The organism is Pseudomonas sp. D2002, from assembly GCF_013385735.1.
Lineage (GTDB): Bacteria > Pseudomonadota > Gammaproteobacteria > Pseudomonadales > Pseudomonadaceae > Aquipseudomonas.
In genome coordinates, this window is record NZ_JACAPL010000003.1 from 946,105 (window position 1) to 970,227 (window position 24,123).

Consider the following 24,123-nt stretch of genomic DNA (forward strand, 5'->3'; position numbering starts at 1 on the left):
TGGCGAACCGGCCTTGCAAGTGGGCCGCGAACAACTGATCAACCTGCTGCACGAAACCGTGGTGCGCAACCCGAAAATCCTCGGCGCTTATATCGGCTGGGAACCCAATGCGATCGACCACAATGACGCCGCCTACGTGAACACGCCGATTGTCGGCATGGCCGCCGACGGCCGTTTCCTGCCGTGGTGGTATCGCAATGCCGATGGCAGCCTGGGCCTGGATAAACTCGCCGACGTCAACGACAAGAACATTCTTTCCACCGGCGTGCGCGCCAGTGAGTACTACCTGTGTTCCAAAGAGAGCAAAAAGCCCTGCGCCATCGACCCCGCGCCTTACAAGGTCGGCAATGCGATGGTGATGCTCGCCTCGTTTATCGAACCGATCATGATCGACGGCACCTTTCAGGGGATTGTCGGCGCCGACCTGTCGGTGAACTTCATCCAGGACATGCTCACCCGCGCCGACCAGAACCTCTATAACGGCGCCGGTGAAATGGCGCTGATTTCCAGCAATGGGCGCCTGGTGGCCTACACCAAAGACGCCAGCAAGCTCGGCGAAAAAGCCACCGACCTGCTCGACAGCAATGAACTGGCCAACCTCGGCCAGCTGAAAGTCGGCGAAGTGCGCTACGACATCGACAAGGAACACGGGCATATCGAGCTGTTCCTGCCGTTCAACATCGGCCAGGCCGAAGCCCGCTGGACCTTGATGCTGCAACTGCCGCTGAGCGCGGTGATGGCCGACTCGCAGCAACTGCAAAGCGACCTGCAAGCCCAGCGCAAGACTGACACTTTCGGCATGGCCATGGTCGGCCTGCTGATCGCCGGCATCGGCTTGCTGGTGATCTGGCTGGTGGGCCACGGCATCGCCCGCCCGCTCAAGCAAATGGTGGCCATGCTCAACGACATCGCCCAAGGCGAAGGCGACCTGACGCGCCGCCTGACCAGTGACCGCGCCGATGAACTGGGCGCCATCGCCACGGGCTTCAATACCTTCCTGATCAAGCTGCAGGGCATGATCACGCAAGTGGTGAGTTCTGTGCAGAAGGTCAGCGATTCGTCGGAGCACACCGCCGATATCGCGATTCGCACCAACCAGGGCGTGCATAAACAGATGGTCGAGATCGACCAGGTGGCCACCGCCGTGCACGAGATGACCGCCACCGCCCAGGACGTGGCGCGCAACGCCACCCAGGCCGCGCAAGCCGCCAGCCATGCCGACCAGGCCGCGAGCCAAGGCATGCGCATCGTGCGCGACACCTCCACGTCCATCGGCGCACTGGCCGAAGAAATTGGCAAGGCGGTGGGCGTGGTGCAAGCCCTGGCCAAGGACAGCGAGAACATCAACGCGATCCTCACGGCGATTCGCGGGATTGCCGAGCAGACCAACCTGTTGGCGCTCAACGCTGCCATCGAGGCGGCGCGGGCCGGCGAACAAGGCCGTGGCTTCGCGGTGGTGGCCGATGAGGTGCGCAACCTGGCGCAGAAAACCCAGAAGGCCACCGAAGAAATCCAAACCATGATCCAGCAGCTGCAACAAGGCACGCGGGACGTGGTGAAGGTGATGGAAGACAGCCAGAACCGTACCGATGAAAGCGTGCAGCATGCAGCCAAAGCGGCCGAGGCACTGGAGACGATTACGCAGGCGGTGTCGGTGATCAACGACATGAACACCCAGATTGCCAGCGCGGCCGAGGAGCAGAGCGCGGTGGCTGAGGACATCAATCGCAATGTGATCAATATCGGCCAGGTGGCCAATGAAGTGGCGGGCGGCGCGGATGAGTCGAGTGCGGCGAGTGCGGATTTGACCAAGCTGGCGGAGCAGCAGCGGCGGTTGATCAATCAGTTTAAGGTTTAGGGATTGGCGGTGGTCTTGAGACCGCTATCGCAGGCAAGCCAGCTCTCACACTTGGATCTGTGAATACAATCAATGGTGGGAGCTGGCTTGCCTGCGATGGGGCCAGTGAATCCCACCTCAGCCTGGGGTCAGGCACTCCGGCCCATTCAGCTTCGGATCATTGACCATATTGGCCAACACCCGCTCACGCAACGCAGCCGGCTCACCCGCCAACAAGCCCTGCAACACATGCAATGGCGTCTGCGGATTCAGCCACGCCTCTTGGCCCGCCGCGTCCAGAATCAACGGCCGCCGCTGACTCTGCGCCGCCTGGGTCACCACTGCGGTACTCAGCCACACTTGCTCCTGCACCGGATACGCTTCCCAGATCGCGGCAAAAAACAACGTCGAGCCCTCCCCCGGCGTCAGCCAATACGGGCGCTTGCGCTGGGTGCCACGCCATTCGTAAAACCCATTGGCCGGCAGCAGGCAGCGGCGCTGGCGAAAGGCTTCGCGAAACATCGGTTGTTCGGCCAGGGTTTCGGCGCGGGCATGGGCTGGCGTGCGGGAAAGGTCGGTCAGCCAGGGCGGCGTCAGGCCCCAGCGCGCGCGGGCCAGGGTGCGCTGACCTTCTTCCAGGCGTTGGATCAGCACCGAATCATTCGGGGAAATGTTCCACTGGGCCTGCTGATCGGCAGGGAAGCCGGGCAAGGCTGCGAAGGCGGGGTTCCAGCGAAACAGGGCATAACGTCCACACATGGGGTAACACGACTCTTGGGTAAACCGACCGACAGCCTAACAGACCAATACGTCGGGGAAGCTGTCGGGTTCATCGCCGGGCAGTGGTTGCGCGCCGTTGTAGGCGGTAATCAGCTCGCGGGCGTAGGCAGCCTGGTCGTTGTCCACTTCCAGGCCCAGCAGGCCGAAAATCGGCAACTCGCCGGTGCCACCAAGCAAATGGCGCCCCACCAGGTGCGCCTCAATGCCTTCGCTGGCAAGCATCTGCTGCAGCAGTTCGCCTTCCATCAGGTTTTCCGGTTCGTAGATTCGCTGCATGGGCGTACCTGTTATTCATTCTCGCTGCGTACGTTCAGCATCCATTCGTCACCGTGCACCTGTAGCTCGAACGTAATCGGCCGGCAGCACACGGGGCAATCCTCTATATATTCCTGATCGCCTGCGGACAGGTCCAGCAGCGCCGTGACCACTTCGCCACAATAAGGACATTCGTACGACTCCTCTTCCATCGCGGTCTCCCAGGTGACTTGTGCGTATAATCGCCGGTCTATTTACAGGGCTATTCACGGCAGAGCCAATATTGCGGCCGCACCCTGATATTTCCTTTACTTAACACTAGCCGTTTCTAACAAGAGAGCATGATGGGCGAATTCGATACCATCCGACCTTACAACGACAGCGAAGTCCCGGCAGTGCTGGCACGTCTGTTCAGTGACAAGGCCTTTCTGGACATCCTGACCCACTTTCGTTTCCCGCGCTTTGCCGGCGCCCTGGGCTGGCTGCTCAAGCCAATGATCGCCCGCAAGCTGCGCCGCGAGTTCGCTGGCGTCACCACCGTGGCCACGCTGCAGGACAAAGTCGAATATTACGTCGACCACACCATTGACCGCGCGACCGACGGCGTTACTTATACCGGCGTCGAGCAGCTCAAGTCCGGCACTGCCTACCTGTTTCTGGCCAACCACCGCGACATCGTGATGGACCCGGCCTTCGTCAACTACGCCGTGTATCACGCCGGGCTGCCGACGCCGCGCATCGCGATTGGCGACAACCTGCTGCAAAAGCCGTTCGTCAGCGACCTGATGCGCCTGAACAAGAGCTTCATCGTGCACCGCTCGATCACCGGGCGGAAGGAGAAGATGGCGGCGTACAACTTGCTGTCGGCCTACATCAACCATTCGATCCGCAACGATTGCCAGTCGATCTGGATCGCCCAGGCCGAAGGGCGTGCCAAGGATGGCGATGATCGCACCGAGTCGGCGATCCTCAAGATGTTCCACGTCAGCCGCAAGGATGAGCCGTTTGCCGAGGTGATCCAGTCGTTGAACCTCACGCCGGTGTCGATCAGCTACGAATACGACCCGTGCGACACCGCCAAGGCGCGCGAGCTGTATATCCGTGCCACCACCGGCACCTACACCAAAGCGCCAGGCGAAGATGACGTGAGCATTGCCCTCGGCATCACCGGCTACAAGGGCCGGGTGCACATCAACTTTGCACCGCCGATCACCGAGCGTTTTGAAGACACCAAGCTGCTGGCCGTGGAAATGGACCGGCAGATTCTCGGCGGTTATCGCTTGTTCCCGGTGCATTACCTGGCGTATGCGCAATGGAGCGACGCCGACCCGCAATTGCAGGTGCCGACGGCGGCCGAGGTGTTCCCGGCGGATGAGCTGGCCAAGGCCAAGGCGGAATGGGAGCGGCGCTTGAACGAATGCCCGTCCGAACACCGCCCGTACCTGGTGGTGCAGTATGCAACGCCGGTGCGTAATCAGTATCGGGTTAAAGCGGGAATCCCGCTGTAATACGCGGAAAAAATGTGGGAGCGGGCTTGCTCGCGAAGGCGGTGGTTCAGTAACAGCCAAGCTGGCTGACCCACCGCCATCGCAGGCAAGCCAGCTCCCACACTTGTTTCTGCCAGACCAACATTTCGCGCCCGCCGCCGATCAAATGTGGGAGCCGGGCTTGCCCGCGATGGCGGCGTGTCAGCACCGAATTTATCGACTGACACACTGCTATCGCGGGCAAGCCCGCTCCCACATTTGTTTTGTGGTGTTTGTTAGAGGTGGGTGCTGAGCCAGGAGACGCCCAGCGCCAGAGCGAGGCAGGCAAACCCGACGCGGTAAGCCAGGCGATGCGCCCGTTCGGTGCGCACATCCAGAAACAACATCGGTTGGTCGATAGCGCGATCTTCGCTTTGCGCGGTCAGGTCGGCCAGCGCACGTTGCTCGCGTAGACGGGTAATGAACAGCAGCGCTGCACCCGGGCAGGCCACCAATAAAGCCACAGCATTGATCAGCAGTGCGGGCAGCGCCATCGCGAACCTCAGTCGGACAGTGTTCTGGTATCAATTCAGATACAAACCTGAACGATATTGGCATCCTGCCGCTGAAACGTTCCGTCCCCCATGTACGATTAATGTATCCATTAATTTACAGCGTCACCTGAACGTCACCTTAACAAGCCACTCTGTTGCCCTTCGAACGCTCAGGAGCTCGTCATGTTGCATGCGCAAAACCAGGATCGGCTGTATCTGATCGCCCCGACGGATGAACAGGAGGCGCTTGTCGGCGGCTTGGCGTTCAACGTTCAGGATCGCCACTGGCTGGTGTATTGCGCGCTGGGTGGGCACCAGCATGCCGACCTGCCGGAGCTGGACCTGCTCACCGGCGTGAGTGTGCTGGACTTGTATGTCGAAACGGCTGCATGAACGTTACAGGCATAAAAAAACCGGGCTCATCACTGAGCCCGGTGATCGTTCCCACGCTCTGCGTGGTAACGGCGATCGGGGCGCTCCGCGCCCGCCCGACGGTCACTGCGAGCTGAGAAGCGAACCGATGCTCGGGTCTTTGAACAAACGCGTCAGCGCGTCGCTCAACACGTCGCTGACCAGCTTGGTGTTGGTTTCCTGATTCGGCGACATGCCAAAACGCTGGTTCAGCGAGGCGCCGTAGCGGCCACTGTAGCGGCGCGTACCGGCACTGACGTCGGACTTGAACGTCGCGCCAATCGAGGCTTCAGTCACATACAGGCCTTCCTTGGGCGACTGGTACTTCAGTTCGGCCAGGGTGATGGTCAATTGAGGCGCGCCCGGCGAGTTGGCCGGGGTGAAGCCCAGCAGGCGCACGGCGGCTTCAGCCTGGGCTTGCAGCTTGGGCAGCACGTCCTGGCCTTGTACCGAAATCAGCGCAGTCTCGGGGTACAGGCCGCCGCGCGAGCCCAGGGTCGGCGACGGACGACCGTCTACCACACGCACCGATACCGGCTGACCGTGGCCGACAGGGGCCAACTGCGCGGTGACTTTAGGTTGCGGGCTGAGTTGTTGCGGGCTGTTGGCGCAGCCAACCAGGGTCAAACTGGTCACAGTGATCAAACCGAACAACAGGCGTTGCAACATACTCATTTCTCCAGGACTAGATGCAAACAGGCCGCCAGTATAACGGTGCACACGCGCCACTCACCAGCCATCCTGAACGGCAGCTGAAGGCGGGCTCAAATTACAATTTCACATAAATCCGTCATTCCAATGTCATGGCACACTGGCAACCTTCAAGCATGTAACGTAACAGGTACAAAGCCATGCGCCTTCTCAAGTCATTGTTCATGCCTCGCGGCCGTCATCGGCACTATGCCCTGCTCGATTGCCATGGCCATTGCCTGGCGTTCAAACAGTGCAGCTTGCCGCCCGTCGGCGACGGCTGGGTGGAGGTCGCAGAGACGCACCTGGGCTGGATGCACCGCCCGCTGCCGGCGAGTGCCAGGATCAGCCCGAAGGTTGCACACGCGCAAACCCGGCATGCGTTGGCCTCCTGACCGAGACGCTAATAAAAGTCATAAAACACGCCCATTTCCCTGACGTTCTTCGCTACAATCTCCCCCCGATTATAAGGACGTCTCCTGATCGGGCCTCGCAGCATCGTTAATGCCTCGGTATTAACCCCAAAATCGCCCACAGAGAGCCGCCCACACAGATCGAGTGAAGCTGGCGCGCTTGCTGTTTTCTTTGCAAACCTCCCGCCTTACCGAATCTGCCAGAGCTGCCATTGCGCTCGGCCACTTGAGTTGTTTGCCCGTTTTGCCGCGTGTCGGCAGAGGTTTGCGGGCCAGGTGCCAGGCTGGGGCAGCCCTTTTTTGAGGTTCACGTCTTCAAAAGAGCGTGAAAAAACGGGTTTTCACAACTTCACAAGAGTGTGGCGAGCAAATGAATAGTTTGGCGTTTGTACAAGCACCATCAGCGTCTGGAACAGCCCAACCACACAGGACCGAGTACTCCTCAAAAACCGGAGCTTGAGCCTGTCCGCTACGGATTGGTTGCACAAATCACACGCTTTGACCATAAGTCGAATTGCCACAGGCGCCCATGAATGCGTTCATAGGCAGATTAGCCCGGCAGGAAGCGTGTGCTGAAGATGCAAAGAATTGCGAAACGGACATGGCGATCCTGGCCATGGGTAACCTGGGGCAACACGTGAACCGCCCCATCACTCCTGGCAGCCATGCCGTCAATTTGGTGCTGCAGATTTTGGAGACGCGTTAAATGGCGCATAACGAAGCAGTCGACGTAGTTCTGGTAGGGGCCGGCATCATGAGTGCCACCCTGGCCGTTCTGCTCAAAGAGCTCGACCCCGGCCTCAAGCTGGAAGTCGTTGAGCTGATGGATTCGGGTGCCGCGGAAAGTTCCAACCCGTGGAACAACGCCGGTACCGGTCACGCCGGGCTGTGTGAGCTGAACTACACGCCGCAGGCCGCCGATGGCTCCATCGACATCAAGAAAGCCGTGCACATCAACACCCAGTTTGAGGTGTCGAAGCAGTTTTGGGCGTACCTGACCAAAAAAGGCACCTTTGGCTCGTCCAAATCCTTTATCAGCCCGGTGCCGCACCTGAGCTTTGTGCAGGGCGACAAAGGCGTTTCCTTCCTCAAGAAGCGCTTTGAAACCCTCAGCCAGCACCACGCGTTCTCGGACATGCACTACACCGAAGACCGCAGCGAAATGGCCGAGTGGATGCCACTGATGATGCCGGGCCGCCCGCTCGACGAAAAAATCGCTGCCACCCGCGTAATGAATGGCACTGACGTCAACTTTGGCGCCCTGACCAACCAACTGCTGTCGCACCTGACCAGCGCACCGGATGCCCAGGTCAAGTACAGCAAGCGTGTCACCGGCCTCAAGCGCAATGGCGCAGGCTGGACCGTAAGCATCAAGGACGTCAACAGCGGCAACAGCCGTGAAGTCGACGCCAAGTTCGTGTTCCTCGGTGCCGGTGGCGCGGCGCTGCCGTTGCTGCAAGCCTCGGGTATCGAAGAAAGCAAAGGCTTCGGCGGCTTCCCGGTCAGCGGCCAGTGGCTGCGTTGCGACAACCCGGAAGTGGTCAAGCATCACCAGGCCAAGGTCTACAGCCAGGCTGCGGTGGGTTCGCCGCCGATGTCCGTGCCGCACCTGGACACTCGCGTCGTCGAGGGCAAGAAATCCCTGCTGTTCGGGCCATATGCCGGCTTCACCACCAAGTTCCTCAAGCACGGCTCGTTCCTCGACCTGCCGCTGTCGATTCGCGCCGGCAACATCGGCCCGATGCTGGCCGTAGCCCGCGACAACATGGACCTGACCAAGTACCTGGTCAGCGAAGTGCGCCAATCCATGGAGCAACGCCTGGAATCCCTGCGTCGCTTCTACCCTGAAGCGAAAGCCGAAGACTGGCGCCTGGAAGTGGCCGGCCAACGGGTGCAGATCATCAAGAAAGACCCGAAGAAAGGCGGCGTGCTGCAATTCGGCACCGAGCTGGTCGCGGCCAAAGACGGCTCGCTGGCAGCCCTGCTGGGCGCGTCCCCAGGCGCTTCGGTGACGGTGTCGATCATGCTGGAGTTGATCGAGCGCTGCTTCCCGGAAAAAGCCGCCGGTGAGTGGGCGGCCAAGCTGCACGAGATCTTCCCGGCGCGGGAAAAAGTGCTGGAGACGGATGCCGAGTTGTATCGCAAGATCAACACGCAGAACAACATCAGCCTGGAACTGGTTGAGCAAAGCAACGAAGCCGAAAGCTACGCTTGAGGACGTGACGCAGAGCGTCACAGGATGCACTCCCACGCAGAGCGTGGGAACGATCAAAAAAACGCCCCTCGGGGCGTTTTTTTATGTCTCGCGTAATCAGCCGCGGGCGGCGTTGATCAGTTCGATGTACTCATCGGCGTTGCGCTGATCCTTGATCAGGTCAACGAAGGTCTGGCCATGCTCGTCCTTGCCGTCCAGGTCCAGGCCGGCTTCCTTGAAAAAGCCCAGGAACCGCCCAAAGTCATCGATACGCAGGCCACGGTAGGCCTTGATCAGCTTGTGCAGGGACGGTGAAGTCGCGTCAACCGGCTCGAAGTCCAGGAACAACTTGATCTGGTCGTCGCCGATCTCGTCACCAATCACCTGTTTCTTATCTTTACGCATTACCGACTCCAGCCTGCAGACATTTACACGGGAAACGCAGTTTACCTGCGGCGCTCTAGCTTCGGAAGCGACGCAGAACCAATGTGGGAGCGGGCTTGCTCGCGAATGCGGTAGATCAGTTAATGAAAAGTTGACTGACCCACCGCATTCGCGAGCAAGCCCGCTCCCACATTTGGTTTGTCTGTGGCCTCACTATTTAGCGCGAACGGCGCCGGTATGCAGATCCGCCCAGATATGCCCATTGGCATAACTGAGGAACTGCACATACACCGTGTCATTGCGCAGCAAGTCGACAATCACGCGGTACTGCGCCACCGGGTAAGACAACGTCAGGGTTTTGCTGGCGTCATCGTACAGCGGCTTTTTCAGGCTTTTGCTTTCGGCATCAAAATTGAGCACCACCTGAGCGATGGTCGCGCCTTTATTCAGGGCTTTGCCCTTGAGACGAATCATCAGCGGCGACGTTACCGGGATCGGCTGCTGGGTGGATTGCCGCTGGTTGCCGACCACTACCGCGTACTCAGTGATTTGCAGCAGTTGCTGTTGGTCAGGGGTTTGCGCGCGCAGGGTAAGGTCGTCCGGCGGCAGGAATTGGCTGTGCATCAATGCTGGAGCGGCACACAAAGGCAAACTGAAGATCAACGCCAAGGCGGCGCAACTGCGGATCAAAACACTCATGTACACCTCCGAAGGGGCAGCCATGCTAGCACGCAGGTCAGCTTTGAACGGCCTACATCATGCCCGACATTTCTGGTTGCACTGGCCTGATTGAAAGAACACGCGAAGGCTGTAGATTCCCAGCTCAACCAAAATAACAAGAGTCTCGCCCATGACCACGAATCCTGTTGAACACATCCAAACACAGCTTCAAGCACTTACTGCCTTGAGACGCGACCTCCACGCGCACCCAGAGCTGGGGTTTGATGAACACCGAACCAGCGAGATTGTTGCCAGCTTTCTTGAAGAACACGGTATTGAAGTACACCGTGGGCTGGCGGGAACCGGCGTAGTCGGCGTCATTCAGGGCACACAGCCCGGCGCAAGCATAGGCCTGCGTGCGGACATGGACTGCCTGCCCATGTTCGAGGCCAACGACTTCGCCCACCGCTCCATCCACCCGGGCCTCATGCACGGCTGCGGGCATGACGGGCATACAGTGATGTTGATGGCCGCTGCGCGTTACCTGGCCCAGACGCGCCGATTCAGTGGCAAAGCCGTCGTGATTTTCCAACCCGCCGAAGAAGGCGGCGGCGGTGCTCGCGTAATGATCGAACAAGGGCTCTTCAAGCATTTCCCAGTGGATTCGGTGTATGCCCTGCACAACAACCCCGACTACCCCGCCGGGGTCATTGCCGTACAGCCCGGCCCGGTGGAAGCGGCGGCGGACAGCTTTGAAATTGTCGTAACCGGCCGCGGCGGCCATGCGGCCATCCCTCACGCCGCAATCGACCCGGTGCTGGCTGCCAGTCATATCATTGTCGCTTTGCAAAGCATTATCAGCCGCAATCTGCACCCACTGGAGTCGGGGGTCGTGACGGTGGCCAGCCTGCAAACCAGCCAGCTCACGGCGAACAACGTTATTCCCGCCCACGTTAAGATGATCGGAACCGCACGCAGCTTTACCAGCGCCAATCGAGATCTGCTGGAGAAACGCATTGGCGAAATCGCCCATGGCGTTGCGACCGCGTTTGGCGCTACCGTCACCTATGACTATCAACGAGGTTACCCCGCAACCGTCAATCATACCGAGCAGGCATTGTTCGCGGCAGGCGTTGCCAGAAGTCTGGTTGGAGAGGCAAACGTGAGGTGCAACGAACCCCTCACCATGGGCGCCGAAGACTTTTCATACATGCTGCAGGAGCGGCCGGGGGCCTATATTTACCTCGGCCAAGGCGGCTCGACGAGCGAAGGTGTCGGTCATTGCCAATTGCACAACGACCGGTATGACTTCAATGACAGCATCATCCCGCTGGGCGCGGGCCTGCTGGCCTCTCTGGTAGAACAAGGATTACCGTTGCGCTGAGGCTCAATCGAACTGGGCGAGCATCCAGCGTTGATACGCGGCGACGCCGGCATCGCCTTCGCGGGGCGCCCAGGCCGGTGATTCGCCTTCGCCCAACGCGCGATACGGCCCGGCCTTGCATTCAAACATCACGCTGTCGGGCTCCAGCACCACCAGGCCGTGAAACACGCCAGGCGGCAGGTCAACACCCGCGCACTCGCCGCCCGCCTGCAGCACGCGCTTGGCAATGACTTCGCCGGTGTCGCTGAACACCAACAGGCCCAGGCTGCCTTTTAGCACGAGCAGGGTTTCCGCCTTGTCCGCGCTCAGGTGCCGATGCGGGGGCACATAAGTGTCGGGCTGCAGGCCCACGGCCAGGCGATGGCAGGGCTCTTCCATCTGATGGAAGTTGTGATGGTGCCGACCACGAGGGTTGGCGGCCGCTTTCTCGGCCAATTCGGTGAACAACGCCTGATCAAGAAAGCGGGCCATCGGTTACATCCCTTTAACGGCGTAGATCCCATTGGCGTTACGCCAGTAGCCTTTGTAGTCCATGCCATAACCGAAAATGTAACGGTCGATGCACGGCAGGCCGACGTAATCGGCTTTCAGGTCGGGGCGAGCTTTGCGGTCGTGGTCTTTGTCGATCAGCACGGCGGTGTGTACTTTGCGCGCGCCGGCGTGTTTGCAGAAATCGATGATCGCGCCCAGGGTGTGACCTTCATCGAGGATGTCGTCGATGATCAGCACGTCGCGGTCGATGAACGAGACTTCCGGCTTGGCCTTCCAGAACAGATCGCCGCCGCTGGTTTCGTTGCGATAACGGGTGGCGTGCAGGTAGGAGGCTTCCAGCGGAAATTGCAGGTGAGTCAGCAATTTGCCGGCGAAGATCAGGCCACCGTTCATCACGCAGAAGACCACCGGGTTGGTGTCGGCCATTTCGCGGGTGATGTGCGCGCCGACCTTGGCGATGGCCTCTTCGACTTGCGCTTCGGTGTACAGGCAGTCAGCCTCGCGCATGATTTGACGGATATGCTCGAGATCAGCGGACATGGCGCTCTCCAAGGGGGTGCTGTGGCAAGAAAAGCGGGCAAAGGTACGCATGTGAGGCGCAACGATCAAGCCTTAATGGACTAACGTACTAGATGTCTATAGGACAACACCCTCGGATAGATTAATCTAGGCCGGTTTTTTTGCCCGCCGCCGGAGCTTTTCCCATGCCCACTCGCGAGATCCGCCACCCGCTGATCAGACACAAACTCGGCCTTATGCGCCGTGCCGACATTAGCACGAAGAATTTCCGTGAGCTTGCTCAGGAAGTCGGAGCGCTGCTCACTTATGAAGCCACCAAAGATTTGCCCCTGGAAAGCTACGAGATCCCTGGTTGGGCCGGTCCCGTGCAGGTGGAAAAAATCGCCGGTAAGAAAATCACCGTGGTGCCGATCCTGCGCGCCGGTATCGGCATGCTCGAAGGCGTACTCAGCCTGATCCCGGGCGCCAAAGTCAGCGCCGTCGGCGTGGCCCGCAATGAAGAAACATTGCAGGCCCACACCTACCTGGAAAAACTCGTCCCGGAAATCAACGAGCGCCTGGCAATGATCATCGACCCGATGCTCGCCACCGGCAGTTCCATGGTTGCCACCATCGACCTGCTGAAAAAGGCCGGTTGCAAGGACATCCGCGCCATGGTGCTGGTTGCCGCGCCCGAAGGCATTGCCGCCGTCGAGAAAGCCCACCCGGACGTGCAGATCTACACCGCGTCCATCGATGAGCGCCTGAACGAACACGGCTACATCATCCCAGGCCTGGGCGATGCCGGTGACAAGATCTTCGGCACCAAGCAGAAGGACGCGTGAGCATGCAGGATGAATTCAACGACCCGCTTTGGCGCCAGATCCTGTCTGGCGCACAGATGCTCTTCGTAGCATTTGGCGCGCTGGTGTTGATGCCACTGATCACAGGTCTTGATCCAAACGTCGCACTGTTTACCGCGGGCCTGGGCACGTTGTTGTTCCAGGTGGTGACAGGGCGGCAGGTGCCGGTATTCCTGGCATCGAGCTTTGCGTTTATCACCCCGATCATTCTCGCCAAGGGCCAGTTCGGCCTGGCGGCGACCATGGGCGGAGTGATGGCGGCGGGTTTCGTTTATACCTTTCTCGGCTTGGCGGTGAAGATCAAAGGCACCGGTTTCATCGACCGGCTGCTGCCGCCGGTTGTGATCGGCCCGGTGATCATTTCCATCGGCCTGGCCATGGCGCCGATTGCCGCCAACATGGCGATGGGTAAAGCCGGTGATGGCAGCGAACTGATCCATTACCAGACGGCGATGCTGATCTCGATGCCCGCGCTGCTGACCACCTTGATCGTGGCGGTGTTCGGTAAAGGCATTTTCCGCCTGGTGCCGATTATCTCCGGCGTGCTGGTTGGCTTTGCCATGTCGTTCTACTTTGGTGTGGTCGACACGGCGAAAATCGCTGCAGCGCCCTGGCTTGCCCTGCCCCACTTCACCGCGCCGGAATTCAACTGGCAGGCGATTCTGTTCATCGTGCCGGTGGCCCTGGCCCCGGCGATCGAGCATATCGGCGGTGTGATTGCGGTGGGCAGCGTGACCGGTCGCGACTACCTGAAGAAGCCTGGCTTGCACCGCACGCTGTTGGGTGACGGCATTGCCACCACGGCTGCCGGCCTGTTTGGCGGCCCGCCGAACACCACCTACGCCGAAGTGACCGGCGCGGTGATGCTGACCAAGAACTACAACCCGAAAATCATGACCTGGGCGGCGGTGTTTGCCATCAGCCTGGCGTTTATCGGCAAGTTCGGCGCACTGCTGCAAAGCATCCCGGTGCCGGTGATGGGCGGGATTCTGTGCTTGCTGTTCGGCTCGATTGCGGCCGTGGGCATGAACACGCTGATCCGCCACAAGATCGACCTCGGCGAAGCGCGCAATCTGGTGATTGTGTCGGTGACCCTGGTGTTTGGTATTGGCGGTGTGCTGGTCGGCACCGGCACGGGCCCGGATGATTTCGGCCTCAAGGGCATCGCCCTGTGTGCGGTGGTAGCGATTGCGTTGAACTTGCTGCTGCCGGGTAATGATGGCTGGAAGAACAAGAAGCCGGATGAGCCGTTGATCTAATTAGCACCGCAAAACCCAATGTGGGAGCGGGCTTGCTCGCGAATGCGGAGTGTCAGTCGATAAACATGTGACTGATACACCGCATTCGCGAGCAAGCCCGCTCCCACATTTTTGATCTTCAGTGTGGCTTAGAGCTCGCCGAGGCCATCGATAAGCGCCTGGTTCTGCTCCGGCGTACCGATGCTGATCCGCAGGAACTGGGCAATCCGCTCCTGCTTGAAGTGCCGCACGATCACACCCTGCTCACGCAACTTGGCTGCCAACCCGGCGGCATCGTGCCGTGGGTGACGGGCAAAGATGAAGTTGGCTGCCGACGGCAGCACTTCAAAGCCCTTGCCTTCCAACTGCGCGACCACTTTGTTGCGGCTCTCGATCACCAACTGGCAGGTCTTCTCGAAGTATTCACGGTCGTCGAACGCCGCCGCCGCACCAACAATCGCCAGGCGATCGAGCGGGTAGGAGTTGAAGCTGTTCTTGACCCGCTCCAGCGCCTCGATCAGGTCCGGGTGGCCCACGGCCAGGCCCACACGCAAACCGGCCAGTGAGCGCGATTTGGACAGGGTCTGGGTCACCAGCAGGTTTGGGTAACGGTCTACCAGGCTGATAGCGGTTTCGCCACCGAAGTCGATATAGGCTTCATCAACCACCACCACCGAATCCGGGCTGGCCTTGAGGATCTGCTCGACTGCATCCAACGCCAGCACGCAGCCGGTCGGCGCGTTCGGGTTGGGGAAGATGATCCCGCCGTTGGGCTTGGCGTAGTCGGCCACACGAATCTGGAACTGCTCGTCCAATGGCACCGGGTCGGATTTTATGCCATAGAGGCCGCAGTAAACCGGATAGAAGCTGTAGCTGATGTCCGGGAACAGCAGCGGCAAATCGTGCTGGAACAAGCCGTGAAAGATGTGCGCCAGGACTTCGTCGGAACCGTTACCAAGGAAGACTTTGCTGGCGTCGATTGCGTAATACTTGGCCACCGCCTGCTTGAGCAGGTCGCTGTTGGGGTCCGGGTACAGGCGCAGGTTGTCGTTCAACTCGGTCTGCATCGCGGCCAATGCCTTGGGCGACGGGCCGTAGGGGTTCTCGTTGGTGTTGAGCTTGACCAGCTTGGTCAGCTTCGGCTGTTCGCCGGGCACGTAAGGCACGAGGTCCTTGACGAAGGGGCTCCAGAATTTACTCATGTCTTATTTCCCCTCTTCAAGGATGCGGTATTCAGCGCTGCGGGCGTGGGCGCTGAGCGATTCACCACGGGCCAGCACCGAGGCGGTCTTGCCCAGTTCGGAGGCGCCTTGTGGCGAGCAGAAGATGATCGACGAACGCTTCTGGAAGTCATACACCCCAAGCGGCGACGAGAACCGTGCGGTGCCGGAGGTCGGCAGCACGTGGTTCGGGCCTGCGCAGTAGTCGCCCAGCGCTTCGCTGGTGTGGCGACCCATGAAGATCGCACCGGCGTGACGAATCGACGGCAGCCAGGCTTGTGGGTCGGCGACGGACAACTCCAAGTGTTCCGGGGCGATGCGGTTGGCCACTTCGATGGCCTGCTCCATGTCACGCACCAGAATCAGCGCACCGCGGCCATTGATCGATTTCTCGATGATCTCGGCGCGGTCCATGGTCGGCAGCAGCTTGTCGATGCTGGCGGCGACCTTGTCGAGGAACTCGGCGTCGGGGCTGACCAGGATCGCCTGGGCGTCTTCATCGTGCTCGGCCTGGGAGAACAGGTCCATGGCGATCCAGTCCGGGTCGGTCTGGCCGTCACACACCACGAGGATTTCCGAAGGGCCGGCAATCATGTCGATACCGACCTGGCCGAACACGTGACGCTTGGCGGTGGCCACATAGATGTTGCCAGGGCCCACCACCTTGTCGACCTTCGGCACGCTTTCGGTGCCGTAGGCCAGGGCCGCAACGGCCTGGGCGCCGCCGATGGTGAACACGCGGTCAACACCGGCGATGCACGCAGCCGCCAGCACCAGCTCGTTAATTTCGCCGCGTGGCGTCGGCACCACCATGACCACTTCGGTCACGCCCGCCACTTTGGCCGGGATTGCGTTCATCAACACCGAAGACGGATACGAGGCTTTACCGCCTGGCACGTACAAACCGGCGCGATCCAGCGGCGTGACCTTCTGGCCCAGCACGGTGCCATCGGCCTCGGTGTAGCTCCAGGAATCCTGCTTCTGTTTCTCGTGGTAGCTGCGAACCCGCGCCGCCGCGACTTCGAGGGCTTCACGCTGAGGCGCGGTGATGCGCGTCAGGGCCAGCTCAAGGCGCTCGCGCGGCAGGATCAGGTCGGACATGGACGCCACATCCAGGCCGTCAAACTGGCGGGTGAAATCCACCAGCGCCGCATCACCGCGCTCGCGCACGGCCTTGATAATGTCGAGCACCCGCCCGTTGACCGAGTCGTCGGACACGCTTTCCCAGCTCAGCAGATGATCCAGATGATGGGCGAAATCCGGGTCGGCAGCGTTGAGTCGGGCAATTGCAGTGGACGTGGTCATAGCGAGGGCCTCATAGGATTGGCAAAAACTCAGGCGCCCTAAACTAGCAGTCATTTCCGCTTGGGCACCTGAGAATTCTGGCTATGAGGCGGATAGACGGGCGCGACCTGGGGTCGCGCGGGTGAGTCAACCGCGGTGTCGAGACTCCACTGCCTTGCGCAGGGTGTCGATCAACGCCTGGATACGGGCGTGTTGCATTTTCATGGAGGCTTTGTTGACGATCAGGCGGGAGCTGATGTCAGCGATGAAATCCTGGGGCTCAAGACCGTTGGCGCGCAGGGTGTTGCCGGTGTCGACCACGTCGATGATCTTGTCGGCCAGGCCGATCAGCGGGGCCAGCTCCATCGAACCGTAGAGCTTGATGATGTCGACCTGGCGGCCTTGCTCGGCGTAGTAGCGCTTGGCAACGTTGACGAACTTGGTGGCCACGCGCAGGCGGCCTTTAGGCTCGACGTCACCGACGCGGCCGGCGGTCATCAGCTTGCACAGGGCGATGCGCAGGTCCAGCGGCTCGTACAGGCCCTGGCCGCCGTATTCCATCAGCACGTCTTTACCGGCCACGCCGAGGTCGGCTGCGCCATGCTCCACGTAAGTCGGCACGTCGGTGGCGCGCACGATCAGCAGGCGAACGTCGTCCTGGGTCGTGGGGATGATCAGCTTGCGGCTCTTGTCCGGATTCTCGGTTGGCACGATGCCCGCTTCAGCCAGAAGCGGCAAAGTGTCGTCAAGGATGCGGCCCTTGGACAGTGCGATGGTCAACATGGGAAACGTCAGTCCTTCATCAGGCTATTGCTGTCCGGTCGCAAACGGCGCCAGACACAGATCGAGGCCATTACAGCCTCGATTTGAAACAAACCATTTAACAACAAACACCTTCCTGTGGCGAGGGAGCTTGCTCCCGTTGGGTCGCGAAGCGGCCCCAAAGAGCGGGACTGCTGCGCAGTCCAGCGGGAGCAAGCTCCCTCGCCACAGTGACGGTGTTTGCTGCTACCGGGACTAGCCCGGTACGCGGCGGATCTTGGCGCCGAGCATCTGCAGTTTCTCTTCGATGCACTCGTAACCACGGTCGATGTGGTAGATGCGGTCGATCAGGGTGTCGCCGTCGGCGCACAACGCCGAGATCACCAGGCTGGCCGAAGCACGCAGGTCGGTAGCCATCACTGGCGCGCCCTTGAGCTTGTCGATACCGGTAACGATGGCCGTGTTGCCTTCTACCTGGATCTTGGCGCCCATGCGGTGCAGTTCATACACGTGCATGAAGCGGTTTTCGAAGATGGTCTCGATCACGGCGCCGGTGCCTTCGGCAATTGCGTTCAAGGAAATGAACTGCGCTTGCATGTCGGTCGGGAACGCCGGGTACGGAGCGGTACGCACGTTCACGGCTTTTGGCCGCTTGCCGTGCATGTTCAGCTCGATCCAGTCGGCACCGGTGGTGATTTCAGCGCCGGCTTCCTTGAGTTTTTCCAGCACAGCTTCAAGGATGGTCGGATCGGTGTCCTTGACCTTGACGCGGCCACCGGTAACGGCAGCAGCCACCAGGTAGGTGCCGGTCTCGATGCGGTCTGGCATCACCTTGTAGGTGGCCGAGTGCAGGCGCTTAACACCTTCGATGGTGATGGTATCGGTGCCGGCGCCGGTGATGTTGGCACCCATGGCGATCAGGAAGTTGGCCAGGTCGACCACTTCCGGCTCGCGCGCGGCGTTTTGCAGAACGCTGCGACCGTTGGCCAGGGCAGCGGCCATCATGATGTTCTCGGTGCCGGTTACGCTGACGGTATCAAAGAAGAAGTTGGCACCACGCAGGCCGCCTTCCGGCGCCTTGGCCTTGATGTAGCCACCTTCGACGTCGATGGTCGCGCCCATGGCTTCAAGGCCTCGGATATGCAGGTCGACCGGACGCGAACCGATGGCGCAACCGCCAGGCAGTGCGACTTCGGCTTCACCGAAACGAGCAACCATCGGGCCCAGTACCAGGATCGACGCACGCATGGTTTTCACCAGTTCGTACGGGGCGATCAGGGTTTTGATGGTGCGCGGGTCGATTTCGACCGACAGCTTCTCATCGATCACCGGCTCAATGCCCATGCGACCGAACAGCTCGATCATGGTGGTGATGTCGTGCAGGTGCGGCAGGTTGGCCACGGTGACCGGGCCATCGCACAGCAGGGTCGCTGCCAGGATCGGCAAGGCGGAGTTTTTCGCACCGGAAATGCGGATCTCGCCATCTAGGCGGGCACCGCCGGTAATAATCAATTTATCCATAAGAATCTCGACGCCTTGGGGGCTCAGGTGCGCTCGGCCCAGGCCGCGCGGCTGAAAAATTTCATAGTGACCGCGTGGATGCTGCCATCGGTGATCCACGGGTTCAAATGGGCATAGATCTGCTGTTGACGCTTGACCGGGCTGAGTGCCGCCAGTTCATCGCTAATCACGTTCAGCTGGAAATTGCAGCCTTCGCCTTCAACTTCTACGTTCGTTTCGGGCAGCTTTCCTTCAAGGAAGCTTTTAACTTCTAGGGCCTGCATGCTCAACCTCTATCGGCGCCCAGTGCGCACGGGTCGCACATCATACAAAAAAGCCCCGCGCCTGCGAACCCCGCATAGCAGGACTCTGACGGGGGGCTTCTTTAATAGTGTGTATTAAGGATGTGCCAACAGCTCGGTCAGACCGGAAACTTGCGCAATTTCGCGCATGTCTTCGGGCAACGCACGGACGCTGACCGGCTTCTTGACCGCTTCGGCATCACGCATAAAGCACAGCAACAACGACAGGCCGACGCTGCTGGACTTGGTCACCGCCGAACAATCCAGCACCAGCGCAGGCGCATTGCTGCTGTTGATCAGCGCCTGACCTTGCTTGCGCAGGTCGGGCCCGGAGCGGTAATCCAGCACGCCGCTGATAAACAACTCGCCGGCGTCGCCAAGACGAACAGCCGACTCGGTCATTGCGCTGGCTTCCCAGCTTGTTTGTCGGTTTCTTCCTTGGCTTTGGCGACTTCACCGGCCCAACCATTGATGGTCTTGTCCAGGTCGTTGCCATTGCGCTGCATGGCGTCAGCGAACTGATCGCGGAACAGCTTGCCAATGTTGATGCCGTTGATGATCACATTGCGCAGTTTCCACTCGCCGTTAACCTTCTCCAGCGTGTACTGCACAGGGTAGACGGCGCCGTTGGTGCCCTTGACGGTCATGTTGACGCTGGTGCGATCACCCGACTCATCCCCGGCCGGTGCCACGGTAATGCCTTGGTTGTTGTACTCCAGCAGGGCATTGCCATAGAACTGGAACAGGCCCTTCTTGAAGTTTTCCTCGAAGGTCTTCATCTGCGCAGGCGTGGCCTTGCGTGAATACTTGACGGTCATGATGCTGCGGGAAATGCCTTCGGCATCGACCACCGGACCGACAATGGTATTCAGCGCATCATAAAATTTGCTCGGGTCTTGCTTGTACTGCTCTTTGTTGGCGGTCAGGTCAGCCAACATCTTGTTGGTCGTATCCTGCACCAGATCGTGTGCAGAACCCGCCGCGTTGGCCATCATAGGCAGTGCTGCAAGCAGCACCAGCAGGCCACGTCGCAAGGTAGAGATCATGAACAGATTCCTCATTTGGCGTCTTTATTGACCGTATTGAGCAGGAATTTACCGATCAAGTCTTCAAGCACCAACGACGACTGTGTGTCGTGGATTGTCGAACCATCCTTGAGCAAGGCTGTTTCCCCGCCCACGCTGACGCCGATGTACTTCTCGCCCAGCAAACCCGCAGTGAGGATAGATGCAGTGGAGTCAGTCGGCAGATTATCTACCTTCTTGTCCACTTGCATGGTCACTCGGCCGGTGAAGCTGTCGCGATCCAGATCGATTGCCGTGACCTTGCCGATGGTTACACCAGCCATGGTCACTTTAGCTCTGACAGTCAAACCGGCGATATTGTCGAAGTACGCGTAAAGTTTATAAGTATCGGCGGTGGGGCTGGCCGACAGGCCACTGACTCGCAGGGCCAGCAACAGTAAAGCCAGGATGCCAGCCAGCAAGAAAAGGCCGACACCGATTTCCACAGTGCGGTTTTGCATCAGAAATCTCCAAACATCAAGGCGGTCAAAATGAAGTCAAGGCCCAGTACCGCCAGCGAGGCGTACACAACGGTCTTGGTGGTGGCACGACTGATCCCTTCTGAAGTGGGCTCACAGTCGTAGCCTTGGAATACGGCGATCCAGGTCACTACAAAGGCAAAGACGATGCTCTTTATGATGCCGTTGAGCACGTCGCCGCTGAAGGTCACGCTGTTTTGCATGTTGCCCCAGTACGAGCCGTCATAGACGCCCAGCCAGTCAACCGCCACCCAGGAACCGCCCCAAATGCCCACCACGCTGAAAATCATTGCCAGCAGAGGCAGGGAAATGAAGCCGGCCCACAGGCGCGGGGCAACAATGTACTTGAGCGGGTCCACGCCGATCATTTCCAGGCTGGACAACTGCTCGGTGGACTTCATGTTGCCGATCTCGGCAGTCAATGCAGAACCTGCACGCCCGGCAAACAGCAAGGCGGTGACCACCGGGCCAAGTTCGCGCAACAGCGTCAGGGCCACCATCTGCCCGACCGCCTGCTCCGAACCGTAGCTGGAGAGAATGTTAAACCCCTGCAGCGCCAGCACCATGCCGATGAAAATCCCGGAAACCACGATGATGACCAGGGACATCACGCCGACCGAATGCAGCTGCTTGATCAGCAAGCCGAAACCGCCGCCAATGCCGCCGCGACCGAGCAACGCGTGAAACAGGAAAATCGTCGAACGCCCCAGCACCTCGACGAGGTCAATACCGGAACGACCGAAAAGGCGAACCTTCTCGAGTAAAGATGTCTTGCGCATCAGCGCTTCCCCAGAAGATCTGCGCGGTAGTCCGCTGCCGGAAAATGAAAGGGCACCGGGCCATCGGGATCGCCGGTCATGAATTGGCGAATGCGCGGGTTATCAGCGTTCATCAGCTCTTCAGGCGTGCCCTGCCCCAGCACCTGACCATCGCCGACTACATAAAGGTAGTCGGCAATGCTCGCGGTTTCGGCCAGGTCGTGGGATACCACGATACTGGTGATCCCCAACGCATCGTTGAGCAGGCGGATCAGGCGCACCAGCACGCCCATGGCGATCGGGTCCTGGCCTACGAAGGGCTCGTCATACATGAGGATCTGCGGATCGAGGGCGATGGCCCGCGCCAGCGCAACGCGGCGCTTCATGCCGCCGGACAATTCGTCGGGCATCAGGTCGATGGCGCCGCGAAGGCCGACGGCCTGCAGTTTCAGCAATACGATGTCACGAATCATTTCATCGGACAGCTCGGTGTGCACCCGCAGCGGAAAGGCTACGTTCTCGAAAACATCGAGGTCGGTGAACAGCGCACCGCTCTGGAACAACACACCCATATGCTTGCGCGCATCGAACAGATCGCTGCGCGACAGCGTCGGCAGGTTCTGGCCGTTGACCCAAACTTCGCCGGCGCTAGGCCGCAATTGCATGCCCATCAGGCGCAACAGGGTGGTCTTGCCGCAACCGGAAGGCCCCATGATGCCCGTGACCTTGCCGCGGGGAATGCGAATATCGACGTTATTGAAGATGCTGCGCGTCCCGCGCTTGAAGGTAAGGCCCTTCAGCTCGACCGCGTAGGCGTTATCGGCACTCATCTAATCTCCTTGGGATGCAGCCTTTCACTCAGACACCACGCTTGCGACATTCGTTTGCGACAGATGCGCAATAATTAGCAACATGGGTTGGGCGGACCGAACTGGCGGCGAACTATATCACTGCTGGTACAGCGTCCCCAAGGCCGGAACCGCGCTCGTTCAGATTCGGGACAGGGAAAAAACGCTGCTGAGGACGAATCTCAAGCAACTGCCGAATAAAGCCTGACGAACTTGCGTGAGGGAATTGATCATTACCGCTATAATCGCCGACTTTTCGTCAGGCTATACGATTTCAGACATGAGCCAATCCAGCGACCTCATTCAATCCGCACAACGCACCATCCGCCTCGAGCTTGAAGCCGTAGAAGGTTTACTGGCCCATATCGACGCGGATTTCGTACGCGCCTGCGAGATGATTCTGGCCAGCAAGGGCCGCGTTGTCGTGGTCGGCATGGGCAAATCCGGCCACGTCGGCAACAAGATCGCTGCCACGCTGGCAAGCACCGGCACCACGGCTTTTTTCGTACACCCGGCCGAAGCCAGCCACGGCGACATGGGCATGATCACCAAGGATGACATCATCCTGGCGCTGTCGAACTCCGGCAGTACCAATGAAATCGTGACACTGTTGCCGCTGATCAAGCGCCTGGGCATCCAGATGATCAGCATTACCGGCAACCCGGACTCGACGCTGGCCAAGGCCGCCGAGGTCAACTTGAATGTTCACGTGGACCACGAAGCCTGCCCGCTGAACCTGGCGCCGACGTCCTCTACGACTGCCGCCCTAGTCATGGGCGATGCATTGGCCGTGGCACTGCTGGAAGCCCGCGGCTTTACCGCTGAAGATTTTGCGTTTTCCCATCCAGGCGGCGCCCTCGGCCGTCGCTTGCTGCTGAAAGTGGAAAACGTCATGCACTCGGGCGATGAATTGCCCCACGTGCAGCGCGGCACCTTGCTGAAGGACGCGCTGATGGAAATGACCCGCAAGGGCCTGGGCATGACCGTCATCCTGGAAGCCGACGGGCGACTGGCCGGCGTGTTCACTGACGGCGACCTGCGCCGCACCCTGGACCGCACCATCGATATCCATACTGCAACGATTGACGCGGTCATGACACCACACGGCAAGACCGCCCGCCCCGAGATGCTTGCAGCCGAAGCGCTGAAGATCATGGAAGACCACAAGATCGGCGCGCTGGTGGTGGTCAATAGCGACGACCGCCCGATTGGCGCCCTGAATATGCACGACTTGCTGCGTGCGGGAGTGATGTAAATGTCCGACGACCTGTTGCAACGCGGCAAAAACATCAAGCTGGCGATTTTCGACGTCGATGGCGTGTTGACCGATGGCCGCCTGTACTTTCTCGAAGATGGCAGTGAATTCAAGACGTTCAACACCCTCGACGGCCAAGGCATCAAGATGTTGATGGCGGCGGGTGTGCAAACGGCGATTATCAGTGGTCGAAAAACACCGGTAGTGGAACGCCGCGCACAAAACCTGGGGATTCCTCACCTGTATCAGGGCCGCGAGGATAAACTGGTGGTTCTGGACGAGCTTCTTGGCCAACTCAACCTAAGCTATGAGCAGGTCGCTTACCTGGGTGACGATCTGCCTGACCTGCCGGTGATTCGCCGGGTAGGCCTGGGCATGGCCGTCGCGAATGCGGCGGCGTTTGTTCGCGAACACGCCCACGGCATTACTACCGCCCGTGGCGGTGAAGGTGCTGCCCGCGAGTTCTGCGAGTTGATTCTGCGTGCCCAGGGCAGCCTTGAAGCGGCCCACGCCGCCTACCTATAGAGCGTTT

30 protein-coding genes and 2 pseudogenes are annotated in these 24,123 nt (G+C 60.0%); 13 read left to right on the top strand and 19 right to left on the bottom strand.

The window, feature by feature from the left end; all coding sequences use genetic code 11:
• Positions 1-805: 805 nt before the first annotated feature.
• Both HX783_RS30205 and HX783_RS30210 read left to right on the top strand, forming a co-directional pair.
• Positions 806-1,000 (top strand): annotated as a pseudogene (locus tag HX783_RS30205) (HAMP domain-containing protein); the annotation flags it as partial.
• A gap of 114 nt (positions 1,001-1,114) precedes the next feature.
• Complete coding sequence (locus tag HX783_RS30210) at positions 1,115-1,858, top strand: methyl-accepting chemotaxis protein (protein WP_371317664.1); 744 nt, start codon at positions 1,115-1,117, stop codon at positions 1,856-1,858.
• Positions 1,859-1,975: 117 nt separating this feature from the next.
• On the opposite strand, the gene HX783_RS07590 is transcribed toward HX783_RS30210, so the two are convergent.
• From HX783_RS07590 to HX783_RS07600, 3 genes are read right to left on the bottom strand one after another with little or no spacing between them, the layout of a single operon-like run.
• The gene (locus HX783_RS07590) at positions 1,976-2,596 is read right to left on the bottom strand and encodes an SOS response-associated peptidase (protein ID WP_159954283.1); all 621 of its coding nucleotides are present in this window, start codon (positions 2,594-2,596) and stop codon (positions 1,976-1,978) included.
• A 36-nt stretch (positions 2,597-2,632) separates the two neighbouring features.
• Complete coding sequence (locus HX783_RS07595) at positions 2,633-2,893, bottom strand: putative signal transducing protein (RefSeq protein ID WP_094953020.1); 261 nt, start codon at positions 2,891-2,893, stop codon at positions 2,633-2,635.
• An 11-nt stretch (positions 2,894-2,904) separates the two neighbouring features.
• Positions 2,905-3,084 carry a CPXCG motif-containing cysteine-rich protein gene (locus HX783_RS07600; protein ID WP_053254444.1) on the bottom strand — a complete coding sequence of 60 codons (180 nt, stop codon included), beginning with the start codon at positions 3,082-3,084 and terminating at the stop codon, positions 2,905-2,907.
• A gap of 132 nt (positions 3,085-3,216) precedes the next feature.
• On the opposite strand from HX783_RS07600, the gene HX783_RS07605 reads away from it, so the two are divergent.
• Positions 3,217-4,380, top strand: coding sequence for a 1-acyl-sn-glycerol-3-phosphate acyltransferase (locus tag HX783_RS07605; RefSeq protein WP_177016491.1), 1,164 nt, complete (start codon positions 3,217-3,219; stop codon positions 4,378-4,380).
• A 254-nt stretch (positions 4,381-4,634) separates the two neighbouring features.
• Here HX783_RS07605 and HX783_RS07610 read toward each other — a convergent pair whose 3' ends face one another.
• Positions 4,635-4,892, bottom strand: a complete 258-nt coding sequence (locus HX783_RS07610) for a hypothetical protein (protein WP_159954281.1) — start codon at positions 4,890-4,892, stop codon at positions 4,635-4,637.
• Positions 4,893-5,075: 183 nt separating this feature from the next.
• Between HX783_RS07610 and HX783_RS07615 the strand changes: the two genes are divergently transcribed.
• Positions 5,076-5,285, top strand: coding sequence for a hypothetical protein (locus HX783_RS07615; protein ID WP_159954280.1), 210 nt, complete (start codon positions 5,076-5,078; stop codon positions 5,283-5,285).
• 102 nt (positions 5,286-5,387) lie between these two features.
• On the opposite strand, the gene HX783_RS07620 is transcribed toward HX783_RS07615, so the two are convergent.
• On the bottom strand, positions 5,388-5,972 hold the full coding sequence (locus HX783_RS07620) for a YajG family lipoprotein (RefSeq protein WP_159954279.1): 585 nt from the start codon (positions 5,970-5,972) through the stop codon (positions 5,388-5,390).
• Positions 5,973-6,154: 182 nt separating this feature from the next.
• On the opposite strand from HX783_RS07620, the gene HX783_RS07625 reads away from it, so the two are divergent.
• The 3 genes from HX783_RS07625 (at position 6,155) to mqo (ending at position 8,621) form a co-directional block, all read left to right on the top strand.
• Positions 6,155-6,388: a hypothetical protein gene (locus HX783_RS07625; RefSeq protein WP_177016492.1), complete on the top strand. Its 234-nt coding sequence runs from the start codon at positions 6,155-6,157 to the stop codon at positions 6,386-6,388.
• Positions 6,389-6,935: 547 nt separating this feature from the next.
• On the top strand, positions 6,936-7,112 hold the full coding sequence (locus tag HX783_RS29795; protein ID WP_218175188.1) for a hypothetical protein: 177 nt from the start codon (positions 6,936-6,938) through the stop codon (positions 7,110-7,112).
• Positions 7,113-8,621 carry a malate dehydrogenase (quinone) gene (gene mqo / locus HX783_RS07630; RefSeq protein WP_159954276.1) on the top strand — a complete coding sequence of 503 codons (1,509 nt, stop codon included), beginning with the start codon at positions 7,113-7,115 and terminating at the stop codon, positions 8,619-8,621.
• 96 nt (positions 8,622-8,717) lie between these two features.
• On the opposite strand, the gene HX783_RS07635 is transcribed toward mqo, so the two are convergent.
• Both HX783_RS07635 and HX783_RS07640 read right to left on the bottom strand, forming a co-directional pair.
• Positions 8,718-9,005, bottom strand: coding sequence for a PA4642 family protein (locus HX783_RS07635; protein ID WP_159954275.1), 288 nt, complete (start codon positions 9,003-9,005; stop codon positions 8,718-8,720).
• 192 nt (positions 9,006-9,197) lie between these two features.
• The gene (locus HX783_RS07640) at positions 9,198-9,683 is read right to left on the bottom strand and encodes a hypothetical protein (protein WP_159954274.1); all 486 of its coding nucleotides are present in this window, start codon (positions 9,681-9,683) and stop codon (positions 9,198-9,200) included.
• A gap of 151 nt (positions 9,684-9,834) precedes the next feature.
• On the opposite strand from HX783_RS07640, the gene HX783_RS07645 reads away from it, so the two are divergent.
• A complete protein-coding gene (locus tag HX783_RS07645) occupies positions 9,835-11,028 on the top strand; it encodes a M20 aminoacylase family protein (protein ID WP_177016493.1) in 1,194 nt (397 codons plus the stop codon).
• Between the two features lie 3 nt (positions 11,029-11,031).
• Here HX783_RS07645 and HX783_RS07650 read toward each other — a convergent pair whose 3' ends face one another.
• Positions 11,032-11,499 carry a WbuC family cupin fold metalloprotein gene (locus HX783_RS07650; protein WP_177016494.1) on the bottom strand — a complete coding sequence of 156 codons (468 nt, stop codon included), beginning with the start codon at positions 11,497-11,499 and terminating at the stop codon, positions 11,032-11,034.
• A 3-nt stretch (positions 11,500-11,502) separates the two neighbouring features.
• Positions 11,503-12,060, bottom strand: a complete 558-nt coding sequence (locus tag HX783_RS07655) for a hypoxanthine-guanine phosphoribosyltransferase (RefSeq protein ID WP_010213093.1) — start codon at positions 12,058-12,060, stop codon at positions 11,503-11,505.
• Positions 12,061-12,224: 164 nt separating this feature from the next.
• Between HX783_RS07655 and upp the strand changes: the two genes are divergently transcribed.
• The gene (gene upp / locus HX783_RS07660; protein WP_024073483.1) at positions 12,225-12,863 is read left to right on the top strand and encodes a uracil phosphoribosyltransferase; all 639 of its coding nucleotides are present in this window, start codon (positions 12,225-12,227) and stop codon (positions 12,861-12,863) included.
• Between the two features lie 2 nt (positions 12,864-12,865).
• On the top strand, positions 12,866-14,140 hold the full coding sequence (locus HX783_RS07665; protein WP_177016495.1) for a uracil-xanthine permease family protein: 1,275 nt from the start codon (positions 12,866-12,868) through the stop codon (positions 14,138-14,140).
• Positions 14,141-14,268: 128 nt separating this feature from the next.
• On the opposite strand, the gene hisC is transcribed toward HX783_RS07665, so the two are convergent.
• From hisC to hisG, 3 genes are all read right to left on the bottom strand, one after another.
• Positions 14,269-15,321 (bottom strand): histidinol-phosphate transaminase, encoded by a 1,053-nt coding sequence (gene hisC / locus HX783_RS07670; protein WP_177016496.1) that lies wholly within the window; start codon positions 15,319-15,321, stop codon positions 14,269-14,271.
• A 3-nt stretch (positions 15,322-15,324) separates the two neighbouring features.
• The gene (gene hisD, locus HX783_RS07675; RefSeq protein WP_159954269.1) at positions 15,325-16,644 is read right to left on the bottom strand and encodes a histidinol dehydrogenase; all 1,320 of its coding nucleotides are present in this window, start codon (positions 16,642-16,644) and stop codon (positions 15,325-15,327) included.
• A gap of 126 nt (positions 16,645-16,770) precedes the next feature.
• Positions 16,771-17,406: an ATP phosphoribosyltransferase gene (hisG, locus tag HX783_RS07680; protein WP_003188599.1), complete on the bottom strand. Its 636-nt coding sequence runs from the start codon at positions 17,404-17,406 to the stop codon at positions 16,771-16,773.
• A 115-nt stretch (positions 17,407-17,521) separates the two neighbouring features.
• Between hisG and HX783_RS30215 the strand changes: the two are divergent.
• Positions 17,522-17,614 (top strand): annotated as a pseudogene (locus HX783_RS30215) (N-acetyltransferase); the annotation flags it as partial.
• Positions 17,615-17,640: 26 nt separating this feature from the next.
• Here the strand turns inward: HX783_RS30215 and murA are convergent.
• The 7 genes from murA to HX783_RS07715 form a co-directional block, all read right to left on the bottom strand.
• Positions 17,641-18,906, bottom strand: a complete 1,266-nt coding sequence (gene murA, locus HX783_RS07685) for a UDP-N-acetylglucosamine 1-carboxyvinyltransferase (RefSeq protein WP_159954268.1) — start codon at positions 18,904-18,906, stop codon at positions 17,641-17,643.
• A 23-nt stretch (positions 18,907-18,929) separates the two neighbouring features.
• Positions 18,930-19,169, bottom strand: coding sequence for a BolA family protein (locus HX783_RS07690; protein ID WP_008434291.1), 240 nt, complete (start codon positions 19,167-19,169; stop codon positions 18,930-18,932).
• A gap of 114 nt (positions 19,170-19,283) precedes the next feature.
• A complete protein-coding gene (locus HX783_RS07695) occupies positions 19,284-19,589 on the bottom strand; it encodes a lipid asymmetry maintenance protein MlaB (RefSeq protein ID WP_159954267.1) in 306 nt (101 codons plus the stop codon).
• On the bottom strand, positions 19,586-20,233 hold the full coding sequence (locus HX783_RS07700) for a phospholipid-binding protein MlaC (protein WP_177016497.1): 648 nt from the start codon (positions 20,231-20,233) through the stop codon (positions 19,586-19,588). The genes HX783_RS07695 and HX783_RS07700 overlap by 4 nt, the downstream gene beginning before the upstream one ends.
• Positions 20,234-20,244: 11 nt before the next feature.
• Positions 20,245-20,712, bottom strand: a complete 468-nt coding sequence (gene mlaD / locus HX783_RS07705; protein ID WP_005784855.1) for an outer membrane lipid asymmetry maintenance protein MlaD — start codon at positions 20,710-20,712, stop codon at positions 20,245-20,247.
• A complete protein-coding gene (gene mlaE, locus HX783_RS07710; protein WP_177016498.1) occupies positions 20,712-21,509 on the bottom strand; it encodes a lipid asymmetry maintenance ABC transporter permease subunit MlaE in 798 nt (265 codons plus the stop codon). The genes mlaD and mlaE overlap by 1 nt, the downstream gene beginning before the upstream one ends.
• On the bottom strand, positions 21,509-22,318 hold the full coding sequence (locus HX783_RS07715; protein WP_159954264.1) for an ATP-binding cassette domain-containing protein: 810 nt from the start codon (positions 22,316-22,318) through the stop codon (positions 21,509-21,511). The genes mlaE and HX783_RS07715 overlap by 1 nt, the downstream gene beginning before the upstream one ends.
• Positions 22,319-22,616: 298 nt before the next feature.
• On the opposite strand from HX783_RS07715, the gene HX783_RS07720 reads away from it, so the two are divergent.
• Together HX783_RS07720 and HX783_RS07725 are read left to right on the top strand one after the other, a co-directional pair.
• A complete protein-coding gene (locus tag HX783_RS07720) occupies positions 22,617-23,591 on the top strand; it encodes a KpsF/GutQ family sugar-phosphate isomerase (RefSeq protein WP_159954263.1) in 975 nt (324 codons plus the stop codon).
• Positions 23,592-24,116, top strand: coding sequence for an HAD family hydrolase (locus HX783_RS07725; RefSeq protein WP_177016499.1), 525 nt, complete (start codon positions 23,592-23,594; stop codon positions 24,114-24,116).
• Positions 24,117-24,123 lie beyond the last annotated feature (7 nt).

What these genes read in the sequence shown, in the direction of transcription:
- HX783_RS07715 (WP_159954264.1), bottom strand. Translation starts at nt 22,318, where the DNA reads ATGAGTGCCGATAACGCCTACGCGGTCGAGCTGAAGGGCCTTACCTTC.
- hisD (WP_159954269.1), bottom strand. Translation starts at nt 16,644, where the DNA reads ATGACCACGTCCACTGCAATTGCCCGACTCAACGCTGCCGACCCGGAT.
- HX783_RS07635 (WP_159954275.1), bottom strand. Translation starts at nt 9,005, where the DNA reads ATGCGTAAAGATAAGAAACAGGTGATTGGTGACGAGATCGGCGACGAC.
- HX783_RS07725 (WP_177016499.1), top strand. Translation starts at nt 23,592, where the DNA reads ATGTCCGACGACCTGTTGCAACGCGGCAAAAACATCAAGCTGGCGATT.
- HX783_RS30210 (WP_371317664.1), top strand. Translation starts at nt 1,115, where the DNA reads ATGGTCGAGATCGACCAGGTGGCCACCGCCGTGCACGAGATGACCGCC.
- HX783_RS07600 (WP_053254444.1), bottom strand. Translation starts at nt 3,084, where the DNA reads ATGGAAGAGGAGTCGTACGAATGTCCTTATTGTGGCGAAGTGGTCACG.
- mlaD (WP_005784855.1), bottom strand. Translation starts at nt 20,712, where the DNA reads ATGCAAAACCGCACTGTGGAAATCGGTGTCGGCCTTTTCTTGCTGGCT.
- upp (WP_024073483.1), top strand. Translation starts at nt 12,225, where the DNA reads ATGCCCACTCGCGAGATCCGCCACCCGCTGATCAGACACAAACTCGGC.
- HX783_RS07620 (WP_159954279.1), bottom strand. Translation starts at nt 5,972, where the DNA reads ATGTTGCAACGCCTGTTGTTCGGTTTGATCACTGTGACCAGTTTGACC.
- HX783_RS07700 (WP_177016497.1), bottom strand. Translation starts at nt 20,233, where the DNA reads ATGATCTCTACCTTGCGACGTGGCCTGCTGGTGCTGCTTGCAGCACTG.
- HX783_RS07625 (WP_177016492.1), top strand. Translation starts at nt 6,155, where the DNA reads ATGCGCCTTCTCAAGTCATTGTTCATGCCTCGCGGCCGTCATCGGCAC.
- hisG (WP_003188599.1), bottom strand. Translation starts at nt 17,406, where the DNA reads ATGTTGACCATCGCACTGTCCAAGGGCCGCATCCTTGACGACACTTTG.
- HX783_RS07720 (WP_159954263.1), top strand. Translation starts at nt 22,617, where the DNA reads ATGAGCCAATCCAGCGACCTCATTCAATCCGCACAACGCACCATCCGC.
- HX783_RS07695 (WP_159954267.1), bottom strand. Translation starts at nt 19,589, where the DNA reads ATGACCGAGTCGGCTGTTCGTCTTGGCGACGCCGGCGAGTTGTTTATC.
- HX783_RS07640 (WP_159954274.1), bottom strand. Translation starts at nt 9,683, where the DNA reads ATGAGTGTTTTGATCCGCAGTTGCGCCGCCTTGGCGTTGATCTTCAGT.
- HX783_RS07655 (WP_010213093.1), bottom strand. Translation starts at nt 12,060, where the DNA reads ATGTCCGCTGATCTCGAGCATATCCGTCAAATCATGCGCGAGGCTGAC.
- HX783_RS07645 (WP_177016493.1), top strand. Translation starts at nt 9,835, where the DNA reads ATGACCACGAATCCTGTTGAACACATCCAAACACAGCTTCAAGCACTT.
- HX783_RS07590 (WP_159954283.1), bottom strand. Translation starts at nt 2,596, where the DNA reads ATGTGTGGACGTTATGCCCTGTTTCGCTGGAACCCCGCCTTCGCAGCC.
- mlaE (WP_177016498.1), bottom strand. Translation starts at nt 21,509, where the DNA reads ATGCGCAAGACATCTTTACTCGAGAAGGTTCGCCTTTTCGGTCGTTCC.
- HX783_RS07665 (WP_177016495.1), top strand. Translation starts at nt 12,866, where the DNA reads ATGCAGGATGAATTCAACGACCCGCTTTGGCGCCAGATCCTGTCTGGC.
- hisC (WP_177016496.1), bottom strand. Translation starts at nt 15,321, where the DNA reads ATGAGTAAATTCTGGAGCCCCTTCGTCAAGGACCTCGTGCCTTACGTG.
- HX783_RS07615 (WP_159954280.1), top strand. Translation starts at nt 5,076, where the DNA reads ATGTTGCATGCGCAAAACCAGGATCGGCTGTATCTGATCGCCCCGACG.
- HX783_RS07690 (WP_008434291.1), bottom strand. Translation starts at nt 19,169, where the DNA reads ATGCAGGCCCTAGAAGTTAAAAGCTTCCTTGAAGGAAAGCTGCCCGAA.
- murA (WP_159954268.1), bottom strand. Translation starts at nt 18,906, where the DNA reads ATGGATAAATTGATTATTACCGGCGGTGCCCGCCTAGATGGCGAGATC.
- mqo (WP_159954276.1), top strand. Translation starts at nt 7,113, where the DNA reads ATGGCGCATAACGAAGCAGTCGACGTAGTTCTGGTAGGGGCCGGCATC.
- HX783_RS07595 (WP_094953020.1), bottom strand. Translation starts at nt 2,893, where the DNA reads ATGCAGCGAATCTACGAACCGGAAAACCTGATGGAAGGCGAACTGCTG.
- HX783_RS07610 (WP_159954281.1), bottom strand. Translation starts at nt 4,892, where the DNA reads ATGGCGCTGCCCGCACTGCTGATCAATGCTGTGGCTTTATTGGTGGCC.
- HX783_RS07605 (WP_177016491.1), top strand. Translation starts at nt 3,217, where the DNA reads ATGGGCGAATTCGATACCATCCGACCTTACAACGACAGCGAAGTCCCG.
- HX783_RS29795 (WP_218175188.1), top strand. Translation starts at nt 6,936, where the DNA reads ATGAATGCGTTCATAGGCAGATTAGCCCGGCAGGAAGCGTGTGCTGAA.
- HX783_RS07650 (WP_177016494.1), bottom strand. Translation starts at nt 11,499, where the DNA reads ATGGCCCGCTTTCTTGATCAGGCGTTGTTCACCGAATTGGCCGAGAAA.